Below are 12,956 nucleotides of genomic sequence, written 5' to 3'. Positions count from 1 at the left end.
TTATGACCCATGCTTTAATCTGTAAAATCGTTACGCAACTTGTTCAGGCCACGGCCCACAGCTTCTTCAATTATATCTGTAGCAGCAGGAGTATCGGCATCGAGGTCAGGGATCCGATTAAAACCTGGCTCGCGCTGATCTAACGACTGTTCATGTTCGACCTGATCGACGGTGCGATTTTTTTCTTCCCTAATGTTTTCTTTCATAATACATCACACGCTCCTTTACGAGTGCAAGCATATTGTACGCTTTATATAAACGTTAACGCTCAAGGCAGCTAAAGCGGCTATAATAATAAAGCCGGGGAGGAAACAGCTCCCGCCCGGCACTTCCCAAACGACTAGCGATGCTCAATCAGATCAATCGCTCCCAGAACAACATGAGCCAGTCCGAAACCGAGAATGCCTGTAGCCGCAAGCTTGTACTTACTGCTCAGCAACACAGCGCCTGAAGCCGATACTACCGTTCCAAGAACAGTTGGAATCATACCTTCACGCATTCGTAACACCCCTTCTGGTAGTTTGGAAAGACGTTTATTAGTGTAATTCAAATGCTCCCAAGTTATGCAGAAAAGAAATTTTATTATTTTAGAAAAAAATACTTTACAACTTGATGAAATTGTCGTATTATATGTTGGTGCCCATTAAAACGGTATTTACATAACGAGAACCATTTTGTACATAAGCTGGATGTTTCTCCGTTACTTATAAGTCAAGTAAGTATGAAAATAACGTTCTAAATTTATGCCGGGGTGGCGGAATTGGCAGACGCACAGGACTTAAAATCCTGCGGTAGGTGACTACCGTACCGGTTCGATCCCGGTCCTCGGCATCCTTACGTTTTACTACGGTCACATTAACGTTAAATGAACGAAAATAACGAGAGGTCCTGTGTACATGCGGAGTATTCCGTTATAGGTACACAGGACCAAAGAAACGCCTCACCGTTACTATCCGGAGGGGCGTTTTTTGTTTTGTCAAGATTAGGGAGTATTAATCCGAACGCGGGCAACGGGACCGATAGGCAACAATTATTTAATAACCATCTGGCTACTATAAAGAAACAAAAGACAGAGTGCTGGTAGTTCGGTCGATGTTGATGTGCTGACTGTGATATTAGCTGCACCTAACGAAAAAACGTTTGTTGATCTTCGCAACTAAACGCCCATGCTCGTGACGCTGGATACTGGCACACGTCCAATGGAGGGCGCAAAAAACCGAATACGGGCAACGAAGAATGTAAGCATGCCTCTCCTTCTTTTGATTGGCACGGATCCCCCAATAATCGCTAACTGAAGGGGGCCTGACAACACTTATACAAGTAGTCAGGCTCCACTCATTATCTTAGATACTTTAAATCGATTCATTGAGCTTAAAAAAGCTTGGAGGCCGTGACAAACGATTATTTGAGCTGCGTAGGTTCATTTGCTCTCGCAACATCTACTTTGCTTAGAAACAGATAACAAATTGTAAAGGAGAGCGCGACAGCAATGATCATTCCGGAGATGGCATAGATAAAGTAAGGCCCAAAGTAAGCGGGAATGCTAAATATACTGGATAACACATACCCATACAATCGGACACCGAAAAAGCTGATAAAAGCCGAAGCAACTGAACTTGCAATGATGGCGGCTAGAAAAGCTTTTTTGTACTTAGCCAGTACACCGAATAAAGCAGGTTCAGTAATTCCCAAAAGACCGGAGACGGCGGCTGAAACAATAATAGATTTTTCTTTAGGTGTGTTTACCTTGTAATACACTGCAAATGTTGCGCCTACGATTGAAAAGTTAGCCATACACATCATAGGCATTAACATATCGTAACCTTGTGTTGCGAAATTCTGCAAAGCAATCGGAGTCATTGCATGATGCATGCCAGTAAAGACAGCCAAAGGTCGAATCGCACCAACAACAACGCCAGCAAGGATGGGAGAGATACTGAATAAGCCTTGAACAAGCCAAGCCAAGCCATTGCCTAGGTGAATGCCAATGGGACCGATAACGGATAATGTCAGGAAGCCCGAAATAAACAAGGTTAACGTTGGCGTAACTACGGTTTTTAACACTTCTGGCATAAACCTGTTAACAATTTTATGAATATGGCTCATCGCCCATACGGCAAAGATAATCGGGATTACTGTACCGGTGTAGTTAAACACTGGGATAGGTATAAAGCCTAAAAACTGAAACGAGGAAAGTTCCCCGGCCTTGGCCGCATCCACCATCGTTGGAAACATAATGGTAGCAGCGATTGCTATCGCTAAATATTCGTTGGTTTTGAAAATTTTAGCCGCCGAGGCTGCCAAGAAAAACGGTAAAAACGTAAATACTCCGCTCGCCATCATGTTAATGATCTGAATGGTTTCGCTTTGATCCGAGATGATATGGAGGGCGGTCAACCCTGCGATAAGTCCCTTGATCAATCCTGCCCCGGCAATAGCTGGAACGATAGGCCCAAACACGCCGGATACAATATTCATGAAGAGTGTAACAAACCCTTTCTTTTTTTCAGCGCTTGCCTCATCTTCCTTTTGAACATCCGTTAGCTTTAATTCACTGGCTAAAATATTAAAATATTCCGCGACTTTAGGACCAAGAATGATTTGGAATTGGTCATTATTAAACTGCGCGCCCAAAACAGGGTCCAATTCCTTAATTTTCTCTATATCCACTTTGTTTTTATCTTTTAGATCAAACCTGAGTCTGGTCATGCAATGCCAAGCGTTTTGAATATTGCTTTCTCCTCCGACCCCGTAAATCATGTCGTGTACCGCTTTCATTTTGTTCATTAAAAATTCTCCTGTCCTTGGAATATGAAGTATTGGTTCCGTTTACATTCTGAATGGTATCACAAAGGTCTGTCGAATAAAAGCAGTCCAAAATAAGCTTTGTTTTGTGAAAAAACCTTGATATATAAGGATTTATTGAACTTTTTATGATAAATTGGTCTGGTTTTTTTTAATAATCAGACAATTTACCCAGCCAAATTGATTCTGCATTTCAAACATGTTTCAATAAACCTAGAAATTCTTAGAAAAGAGGAGAAATATGAACCCTTCCATCATCACTAATGTGGAATGTTTTGTGCTTAAACCTGATCGACATAATCTGGTGGTTGTCAAAGTAACTACAGAGAATCAAATTACGGGGTATGGCTGCGCCACTTTTCAGCAGCGCCCGAAAGCCGTTCAGCTCATCGTCGAGGAGTACCTCAAACCTATATTGATTGGAAGAGATGCCAATAATATAGAGGACTTATGGCATATGATGATGGTCAACTCTTATTGGCGTAATGGACCCGTACTGAATAACGCTATTTCTGGAGTGGATATGGCTTTGTGGGACATCAAGGGTAAAATTGCCGGCATGCCCTTGTACCAGCTGTTTGGAGGCAAATCGAGGGATGCGATACCTGCATATACTCATGCGGTTGCGGACAACATCGAGGATTTGTACCGAGAGATTGATGGTATTCTTGAGCAAGGATATAGACATATCCGGTGCCAACTTGGCTTCTATGGGGGGAATCCTTCACACTTGCACGCTCCGGATTACCCTACCAAGGGGTCCTATTATGACCAAGACGAGTATATGCAAACCACCACCAAGATGTTTGCTCTATTAAGGTCAAAATATAATGACCAGTTTCATATCCTGCATGACGTGCATGAACGACTTTTCCCCAATCAAGCCGTACAGTTTGCAAAAGACCTCGAATGCTATAAACCGTACTTTGTTGAGGATATTTTACCGCCGGATCAAAATGAATGGTTAAGTCAGATACGTTCGCAAACTTCAACTGCAATAGCCACCGGAGAACTGTTCAATAATCCTTTAGAATGGAGAAGCCTTATTGTCAACAGGCAGATTGATTTTATTCGCTGCCATGTATCTCAAATTGGAGGGATCACGCCTGCTCTTAAGCTAGGAGCCTTATGTGAGGCATTCGGAGTTAGAATTGCTTGGCATACACCGTCAGACATTACTCCTATTGGAATCGCCGTTAACACTCATCTTAATATTCACCTACACAGTGCCGCGATCCAAGAGAATATTCCGATTAAGGAGAACACACGCAGCATCTTTACGCCCATCATAGACGCTAAAAACGGATACATTTACCCTCTTGAACTTCCGGGCATCGGCGTGGAATTCAATGAAGAACAGGCGAAAAATTATCCGGTGGAATACAGGATGCACGAATGGACGCAGGCGAGATTGCCAGATGGAACACTTATGACCCCTTAAAACAAAAATACTCCAGCATATAGGGATCCTTATGCTGGAGAAGCTGCCTGTTTAGGTGAATGCGTCTATAAATTCCTTCTTTTGTGATGCTCGTTATTGAAGGCTGTTAAATACGTACATTTATAGTCAATGGCTACGATTTCGCTTATCTCAAAGATAATCCCATTATTAAGTATGCCGCGGCTTGATATTTTCATCGCTGGGCTCTTTCTCTTTTGTTGCAAGAGCATAGCCTGTTCTTTATTAAGTGCGATTGCCTCATAGGTATTTAGGTAATGCGAAATCGTATATTTATGTTTTTTCACATAGGATTGAATGGAGTGTTCGGCATCCGTGTGCGTAAGGATTGGAAATAAAATAACAGGTAATCGGGACAACTCTAACTGCATCGTTTGATAGTTAACGATTCTTAGACGTTGATATACCCATATCTCATCGCTGCTTGTTATTCCAAAAATCTGTTGGTCCTCGGGAGTAGCGGGTTGCTTTTGCAACTCGATTACTTTGGATTTTATGTTGGAGTATGGGTTCTCAGTTAAAGAGTTATAGATGAGTGGACTGGTCTGAATATTCTTTCCTATGAAGATGCCTGATCCTTGAACGACTTTAACCAAGCCCATGTATTTTAATTTTTTGATTGATTCATGGATGGTGTATCGTGAAACATTATATTGCTTCGCGAGTTCTCTTTCCGTCGGCAGTTTCCAGTCAGGATAATGATTTTGATAGATTTTGCTCAATAAATCGTGAATTACAAATTCCTTTTTGTTCACTAATAAGCCCCCTAGTCGTTGGTTCATTGATATTTTTATCATACTGTTATAGCAACTATTATCAAGTGATCATATTAATTATGAGATAGAGGTAGGAGGAATTTCAGATGTTCGGACGCAAGAAAAAAAATACAGATTTGTCTTTCTTGGAAATATCATCTCCAGTATCTGGCCAATTTGTGCCTCTTGATAACGTTGAAGATGAGGCGTTCTCCACAAAGGCTATGGGAGAAGGGTTTGCAATCCTCCCGGACACGGGTAAGGTTATTGCTCCGTTTGACGGCATAATAGCCCATATTATGGAGAAAAGTAAACACGCTATTTTAATTCAGCACCAAACGGGCACGCAACTATTGATTCATGTGGGTATGAATACGGTTTCTCTTAAAGGCGAAGGCTTCAAAACGCATGTCAAAAACGGGGATCGGGTCAAAAAAGGACAGTTGCTGCTGGAATTCGACATAGACAGGATTCGTCAGGCCGGATACTCTACCGTGACGCCTATCATTGTTCCGAATGGTCAGGACAATGTCAAGCGAGTTGAAGTGGACAGTACCGTCTGGAGGCCTTTGGAGGATACGGTTTTACGGGTCTACTACTAAACCGGTTATACATGCCAAACCCATATATAACGTTAGAAGCTGTAGCGAGATAATTTATCTTAAAAATCCCTTGTTTACTGCTTCTCTTGATCCGCTTGTTTTAAGATGGAGTGTCATTCTAATAGGATAAGCAATACTCTAACCAATCTTCATGTCCCGTTGGATCACAGGCTATGATGGAAAATGTAATCATAGTCTGATCCTTTTATATGATTGAGCAATATTAGTAATATCAAGACTATCTAAGTATGTTACCGACCTATAAAATAAAAGTAAGAAGAGTCTTCATTGTTGAATAGGAGATGATAATACATGAAACCCTGTGAACCTCTGATCATTTCAAATGAAAGCGGATACAATTTTCAAGCTGTTGGAAGTGTACCGATTGCCCACGCTTGGAGAATGATTGTGCGAGACCATAAGCAAGTGTTTGGCAGAGAGCCGCTACAAACAGAAGAAGAGGCCGCAATCATTATTCGTTATGCGCAGGAAGAGGATGATTGCCCACAGTGGCCAGAGGGCTATTGTCTGCGTTTTGTTGCTGGTGAGAAGGGAACGGTACTACATATCATAGGCCGTGATGAGCTGGGGATCATTTATGGGTTGCTTCATTACAGTCGCTTCGTTTTGGGTGTGGAGCCATTCTGGTTCTGGGCGGAAGTCTCTCCGAACAGACGGGATGCTATAGTTCTGCCGAGCCAGGATTATGATAGTGCACCGTCCAAGGTTCGCTATCGGGGCTGGTTCGTCAATGATGAGGTCTGCTTGATTGGCTGGAAGGATGATTATCCGCCGACGGAACAGGTGTGGGAGCCCGTTTTTGAAGCATTGCTACGCTGCGGTGGCAACATGGTAATTCCGGGGACGGATTTACCGCGTACAGGTATCCATCATAAGCTTGCAGCAGAAATGGGATTATGGATTACTCACCATCATGCCGAGCCGCTGGGTGCGGAGATGTTTTTGCGTGTTTTTCCGGGTAAACAGGCCAGCTACAAAGAGCATCCTGAACTGTTTGAACAGCTATGGCAGGAAGCGATTGAACGGCAAAAGGGAGAGAAAATTGTATGGGTATTGTCTTTTCGTGGGCAGGGAGACAAGCCTTTTTGGGAAAATGATCCTTCCTTTAATACGCCGGAGAAACGTGGACAATTAATATCTTATGTGGTTCGCAAGCAGTACACTATGATCTGCGAATTTGTGGAGCAGCCCGTTTGCAGTATGGCGATGTATGGCGAGATTGCCGAGTTATACAAGCAGGGTCACATTGAAGTCCCCGAAGGAGTAATTAAAATATGGGCGGACAATGGTTACGGTAAAATGGTATCCCGGCGCCATGGGAATCTCAACCATCGTGTACCCGCATTGCCCGAGGTGGAGGATGAAGGCAAGAACGGTGTATATTATCATGTGACCTTCCACGACTTGCAGGCGTCAAACCATCTTACGCAATTTCCCTCCTCAGCCGAGCTGATTGTGGACGAATTAACGGCAGCATTTGCCGCAGGAGCAGACGAGTATCTGTTGGTCAATTCAGGTAATATTTTGCCACATTTATATACGCTGGATTTGGCAGCGAATTTATGGACGTATGGTAACGTGGATGCTGAACAGCAGCTTACTGACTTTATCGGGCGGTTGTACAGTCGTCAGCATCAAGAGATTTTCCAATTATACCGGGATTATTCCCGTTGCACTATCGTTTATGGTCCGCACAAGGATGATCGGGCAGGGGAGGAATTCTATCACCATCCAGCGCGGCAAATGATGGGCTTTTGGCTGCAAGGTAAAGAAGGCAGTGATGAACGGCTGTGCTGGGCTGCTGGAGAAGGACCTTTTCCTGAGCAGGTACGCTGGTTCAAGGAAAAAGCCGAATCGGCAATCCCCGGCTGGGCTGAACTGCGAGAGAGGTGTCTGCGAATTATGAAACAATTGCCTGAAGACGAATGTCGCAGGCTTTATAATCAGCTTCTTGTGCAGATTGAATTGCATCTGAGCGGCTCCCGTGGGCTGGCTGACATCTGCATTGCTTACGGGTTATTTCTTGAAGAAGATTATCCACGAGCATTTGTACAAGCTTCGCATGCAGTTTGGAGCTACCAGATGGGTAAAGAAGCGCTCTTGCTCGCAGGAACTGGAAGATGGGAGCATTTCTACCGGGCGGATTGGTTGACCAATCTCGATAATACCATTTCTCATACGGACACGGTGCGGAGATTTCTCCGGATTCAGGGAGATAGTCCCGATATGTTCCTGTGGTACAAACAATATGTAATGCCGGAAACAGAGAAACATATCTACCTGGAAAATACGCATCGCAAGCCGCTACCCGATGATGAATTGGCACGCTGCTTGGAGAAGGTGCTATATTAGAGGACTCGGTCCCAGTAAAAGAACCTTCCGGTCCATCAAGATGGATTGGAAGGTTCTTTGTAACTTAACCTATGTTTTGTTTAGCTTCTGCATATCTCATGATGCAACTTTCAAGCTACCATAACCTGCAGACCTCTAAATAATTTTTTTCTTCCATCCATACCGTTTCTTGAGTTTCAGGTCTACTCATATCTTCTTGCAGAAAACCCGTGTTCCTTGGCAACCCACGAAATGACGAAGGCAAGAAGCATAAGGATAAGCAACGTCCACGGAAAAGAGTGAACCCCAAGCGTCTCTAAAAGAATTCCGCCAAGCAAGCCGCCCCCGCCAATGGCCAGATTCCAAGCGGTTACAAGCATAGACTGAGCTACATCTGCACTCTCGCCTGCCGCTTCGGCCAATGCGGTCTGTAATAAGGTAGCGGCACCGCCGAAGGTCAGTCCCCACAGGGCAACACTTAAATACACGATGGCAGGTTGGTGACTTCCGATTCCTAGTGCCACAGCAGTTACAGCAAAGCCAAGGGTACTCATGAGTACCAATAAACGCAACCAGCGGTCGATCAATGCACCGACCAATCCAATTCCGGCAACTGAAGTTATCCCGAAAATAAGCAGCACCACATCCGTTCGGGAGGCCAGTCCAGCCTGACTCAAATAAGGAGCGATATAGGTGTACAGAATATTATGCGCAAGTACCCAAACCAAAACGACAAGTAAAATGGGACGTACACCAGCAATCGTGAAAACCTTACTCAGCGGGAGTCGCTGATGGGAAGCCTGTCCGGGAAAATCCGGAAGTTTCCAGAGTACCCAGACGACTAAGACTACCGCGAGAAAGGACATGGTACCAAAAACCGTTCTCCAGCCAACAAGCGCACCGAGGAACGTTCCTAACGGAACGCCGAGGGCAAGAGCCAGCGGGGTTCCTGACATGGCGACAGCCATGGCGCGTCCTTTTAATGAATCCGGAACCATTCGCCGGGCATAGCCAGCAAGCATTCCCCATAACACACCAGCGGCTACGCCTGCAAGGAAACGGGCAGCCAGCGTCAAGATATAGTAAGAAGACAGTGCCGTAATGGTGTTAAACATGAGAAATCCAATGATACAGAGCAATAATAAAGGCCGTCGTCGCCAGCCCCGTGTTGCGGCAGTCAATGGGATTGCGGCAGCGAGCGAACCGAGAGCATACAACGTGACCAATTGGCCAGCCAAAGCTTCTGATATTCCCAGTCCTTTGCTGATTTGTGGCAATAGACCAGCGGGAAGCGTTTCGGTGAGAATACAAATAAATCCGGTCATAGCAAGCGCCAGTAACCCGCCCCATGGAAGTCCTTTAGATGAAGCTGTATCTCTGGTAGTGTGTTCGGTAAAATTCAGATTTGAATTCATATTCCAATCCCCTTCTAATCAAGCATTACATCTGCTCATAAGGAGCAGGAGTTGTTTTTTATCATAAGGTATGTTTTGATATAACTGAAATACTATTATTTCATAGAGGGGATAACCATGTGGTTATGATGGGTGTATGTCTGTGAATATGAATCATCTCGAAGTGTTTATGAAGGTTGCGGAGAAAATGAATATGACGGAGGCTGCTAAAGCGCTGTTTATTTCCCAGCCTGCGGTTAGCAAGGCTTTGATCCAATTTGAAAATACTTTGCAGGTAAAATTGTTTATTCGCGACAAGCAGAATGGACTTGTACTGACCGAAGTGGGAAAAGAAATGCTGAGTCTGGCAAGACAAATGAAGGAAATCGAAGATAAAATAGTTCAGCTTGCGTGCCAGGAGAATAAGCTTTTGCGCGGTAAAGTGAAAATAGGCTCCTTCCCGGCGGCCTCTACGAACTTGCTTCCAGAAGCGATCTGCTTATTCCGCTCCCAATATCCGGAAGTCACCATTGAACTGATGGAAGGAAACTCGAATCAAATTAAACAATGGGTGGAGGATCGCACTGTTGAAATTGGAATAGTAGCTTCTCCATTCGATCATTATGACGTCCATATTCTTGAACACGATTCCATGGTTGCGATCATACCGGAGAATCATCCATTGCAAGCAGAACATGAGGTTTCACTGGAACAGAACAGGAACGAGCTTATCTTCTGTAAAGGAGGACATGAATCTGCTGTATTAAACACCTTGCATGAGCAGCAAATTCCTTTCCAGGAGAGTCTCACGGTCCAAACGGCCGAAACATTAGTCCATATGGTCCAAAAAAAGCTGGGCATCGGCATTATATCGAAATTTACGCTTTCCTCGGTGTCCCATTCACTAATCGTTAAAGAGATTATTCCCCGGATTACGCGGGATATCGGAATTATCGTGCATTCCTTTGATGAAGCGACCCCGGCAGCCCGTGAATTTGTAAAAGTGTTGAGTCAGTTATATCGTTCGAGTGAGTAATTTAATAACAGGGCCTTTGCAAAAGCAAGGGCCCTTTTGTATGGTTTGTTTTGGGGAGATATGAGGAATGAAGTATAGAGATTATTTATAAAACGGGAGATTCATGCTGTTGTTGCACTACAGATTGAACAGCCCGCTGCCAGCCAGTATAATATTTCTCTCTGGTAGCGTCATCCATCTTTGGTTCATATGCTTCATACATTTTAAGATTGGAAGCGATTTGATCTGGATCGGACCAAAAGCCTGTGCCGAGCCCACCGAGATAGACTGAACCCATGGCCGACAGCTCGGCACATGTGGATCGGCTCACAAGGTTGCCCAGAATATCGGCCTGAAATTGCATCAGCCAAGTGTTGGAGGAAGCCCCACCGTCCGTGCGCAGACCGACCAACTCAATCCCGGACTGTTCCTGAATAAACTCTATAGCATCCCGTACTTGGTAAGCGATGCTCTCCAACGCAGCCCGGACAATGTGTCCTTTGCCAGTTCCACGGTTCATACCGATAATTGCCGCCCGGGCGTAGGGATTCCAATAGGGAGCGCCCATTCCGACAAAGGCAGGCACAAGATAGACGCCATCGTTTGCAGGAACGCTTTCGACTAAGCGCTGCATTTCCTCAAAGGTAGAGAACAGTCCTAAGTTGTCCTGCGTCCATTTGATGCTATCACCTGTTGTCCGGATGATGGCTTCAAGTGCATACGTAACAGTTCCGCCGGCCCCCCAGGCGATAGCGGTTACAAGTCCGTCACCGCCATCCACCGGATGATTCCCTACGTTCATTAATACAGAGGTGCCCGTGCCAAAGGTTGCTTTGGCTGTTCCGGGCTTGAAACACAGATGCCCATACAACGCCCCTTGTGAATCCCCAATGACGCCCGAAATCGGTATTTTCTCATTGAAAAGGTCGCAATCTGCCGTATATCCGAAAATAGCGTCGGATGGTTTAACCTCGGGCAGCAGGGAAGAAGGAACGGAAAACAACTGAGCAAGCTCTTCATCCCACTCCAGCGTGTGGATATTGAACAGCGATGTACGGCTGGCATTTGTATAGTCGGTTGCATGTTTTTTGCCGCCGGTAAGCTTCCAGACTAGCCAACTGTCCATGTTCCCTGCAAGTAGCCTCCCTTCAGCCAGCAGGTAGGCAGCTCCTTCCGCATGTTCAATGATCCACTTGAACTTGGCAGCGGAGAAATAAGGGTCAAGCATAAGCCCTGTTTTGGCGTGGATAGTGCTTTCGTGGCCAGCTTGCTTCAGCTCGGCGCACAGGTCCGCCGTACGCTGGCATTGCCAGACAATAGCATTATATATTGGCTGACCAGTCGTCTTATCCCACACCAGTGCCGTTTCGCGTTGATTGGTGATTGTCAGCGCAGCTAGTGCGGACGGGTGGACGCATGCTTGCTCCAATACGCTGCGGGCCGTTATTTTGACATTTTCATAAATTTCGAGCGGATCATGCTCTACCCAGCCGGGATGGGGGTAATATTGCTTATGCTCCATCCCGCTGCGGGCGATTACTGCACCCTGATGGTCTACAAGGAGTGCTTTGGTGCCTGAAGTACTCTGGTCGATGGCCAATATATATTGTTGATTGTGCTCCATATGCTTCGCCCTCTACTTATTAATCAATTCGAATGCAATTTGTTTGATATTGTCACCCGTAATGCCGTAGTGGTGGAAAACTTCCGCCGATTTACCGGCAATCGCCGGCTCATCCGGGATGCCGAGCACTCTCATAGGAACCGGGTGATTCTGCACAACAATTTCTGCCACGGCTGCGCCGAGACCGCCGTAAATGCTATGTTCCTCAACGGTAATGATGCGTCCAGTTTCACGTGCAGCGGTAATGATCGCCTCTTCATCCAGCGGCTTGATTGTATGCATATTGATTACCCGGGCGGATATGCCTTCGTCGTTGAGTGCCTTGGCGGCATCGAGTGCGATTCGCACGGTTTCACCGACACCAATAATTGTAACGTCTTTGCCTTCTCTCACAGTTATAGCTTTGCCTATTTCGAATGGGTAATCATCGGTTTCGTAAACGTCCTCAACGGGATTACGCCCGATTCGCACGTATACGCCGCCGTCATATTTTACAAGCGCTTCGGTCAGTTTCTTCGTTTCGTGACGATCAGCAGGCAGGACAATCGCCAGTCCCGGAATTGCCCGGGCTACTGCGATATCTTGCACGGAGTGGTGTGACATGCCAAGCGCCCCGTAGCTGACCCCTCCGCTAATGCCGATGAGCTTCACATTTGTCCGCGAATAAGCAATGTCAACTTTGACTTGTTCAATACTGCGCATACTGAGGAAGCAGGCTGGTGAAGTCACAAACGGTTTTTTGCCGCTGTGGGCTAGGCCTGCAGACATGCCTACGATATTCTGTTCGGCAATGCCGACCTCGACGAACTGCTCCGGGAATGTATTGGCAAAGGGAGCCATTGCAGCAGAACCACGCGAATCGCTGGCCAGTACCATGATATCACGGTCGTCTTTGGCCAACTCCAGCAGTGTGTCACAGATTACTTGGCGATTAGGAATTTTATTCATGC

Annotated in this window: 11 protein-coding genes and 1 tRNA gene; 5 read left to right on the top strand and 7 right to left on the bottom strand. The window is 45.6% G+C overall.

Annotated elements, in window-relative coordinates; all coding sequences use genetic code 11:
- Positions 1-14: 14 nt before the first annotated feature.
- Both NST83_RS15620 and NST83_RS15615 read right to left on the bottom strand, forming a co-directional pair.
- The gene (locus tag NST83_RS15620; protein ID WP_342414844.1) at positions 15-206 is read right to left on the bottom strand and encodes a hypothetical protein; all 192 of its coding nucleotides are present in this window, start codon (positions 204-206) and stop codon (positions 15-17) included.
- Positions 207-340: 134 nt separating this feature from the next.
- Positions 341-499: a hypothetical protein gene (locus tag NST83_RS15615; RefSeq protein WP_013371953.1), complete on the bottom strand. Its 159-nt coding sequence runs from the start codon at positions 497-499 to the stop codon at positions 341-343.
- 246 nt (positions 500-745) lie between these two features.
- Between NST83_RS15615 and NST83_RS15610 the strand changes: the two genes are divergently transcribed.
- A tRNA-Leu gene (locus tag NST83_RS15610) sits at positions 746-831 on the top strand.
- 570 nt (positions 832-1,401) lie between these two features.
- On the opposite strand, the gene NST83_RS15605 is transcribed toward NST83_RS15610, so the two are convergent.
- The gene (locus NST83_RS15605; protein ID WP_342414843.1) at positions 1,402-2,787 is read right to left on the bottom strand and encodes a PTS transporter subunit EIIC; all 1,386 of its coding nucleotides are present in this window, start codon (positions 2,785-2,787) and stop codon (positions 1,402-1,404) included.
- Between the two features lie 259 nt (positions 2,788-3,046).
- On the opposite strand from NST83_RS15605, the gene NST83_RS15600 reads away from it, so the two are divergent.
- Positions 3,047-4,246, top strand: coding sequence for an enolase C-terminal domain-like protein (locus tag NST83_RS15600; protein WP_342414842.1), 1,200 nt, complete (start codon positions 3,047-3,049; stop codon positions 4,244-4,246).
- 65 nt (positions 4,247-4,311) lie between these two features.
- Here the strand turns inward: NST83_RS15600 and NST83_RS15595 are convergent, their stop codons facing one another.
- On the bottom strand, positions 4,312-5,019 hold the full coding sequence (locus tag NST83_RS15595) for a GntR family transcriptional regulator (protein ID WP_342414841.1): 708 nt from the start codon (positions 5,017-5,019) through the stop codon (positions 4,312-4,314).
- Positions 5,020-5,126: 107 nt separating this feature from the next.
- Here NST83_RS15595 and NST83_RS15590 point away from each other — a divergent pair, with 107 nt between their 5' ends.
- Positions 5,127-5,621 (top strand): PTS glucose transporter subunit IIA, encoded by a 495-nt coding sequence (locus NST83_RS15590; RefSeq protein ID WP_342414840.1) that lies wholly within the window; start codon positions 5,127-5,129, stop codon positions 5,619-5,621.
- A 312-nt stretch (positions 5,622-5,933) separates the two neighbouring features.
- Entirely contained in the window at positions 5,934-7,994 is a 2,061-nt protein-coding gene (locus NST83_RS15585) for a glycosyl hydrolase 115 family protein (RefSeq protein ID WP_342414839.1), read from the top strand.
- A gap of 182 nt (positions 7,995-8,176) precedes the next feature.
- Here NST83_RS15585 and NST83_RS15580 read toward each other — a convergent pair whose 3' ends face one another.
- Complete coding sequence (locus NST83_RS15580) at positions 8,177-9,388, bottom strand: MFS transporter (protein ID WP_342414838.1); 1,212 nt, start codon at positions 9,386-9,388, stop codon at positions 8,177-8,179.
- Positions 9,389-9,524: 136 nt separating this feature from the next.
- On the opposite strand from NST83_RS15580, the gene NST83_RS15575 reads away from it, so the two are divergent.
- Complete coding sequence (locus tag NST83_RS15575) at positions 9,525-10,403, top strand: LysR family transcriptional regulator (protein ID WP_342414837.1); 879 nt, start codon at positions 9,525-9,527, stop codon at positions 10,401-10,403.
- 85 nt (positions 10,404-10,488) lie between these two features.
- Here NST83_RS15575 and glpK read toward each other — a convergent pair whose 3' ends face one another.
- Both glpK and NST83_RS15565 read right to left on the bottom strand, forming a co-directional pair.
- Positions 10,489-12,006, bottom strand: coding sequence for a glycerol kinase GlpK (gene glpK / locus NST83_RS15570; protein WP_342414836.1), 1,518 nt, complete (start codon positions 12,004-12,006; stop codon positions 10,489-10,491).
- A gap of 12 nt (positions 12,007-12,018) precedes the next feature.
- Entirely contained in the window at positions 12,019-12,954 is a 936-nt protein-coding gene (locus NST83_RS15565) for a transketolase C-terminal domain-containing protein (protein ID WP_342414835.1), read from the bottom strand.
- Positions 12,955-12,956 lie beyond the last annotated feature (2 nt).

It is taken from the genome of Paenibacillus sp. FSL R10-2782 (assembly GCF_038592985.1).
GTDB classification, from domain to species: domain Bacteria; phylum Bacillota; class Bacilli; order Paenibacillales; family Paenibacillaceae; genus Paenibacillus; species Paenibacillus terrae_C.
Note: the sequence above shows the minus strand (reverse complement) of the source record. Positions and strands in the feature narration are given on the sequence as shown.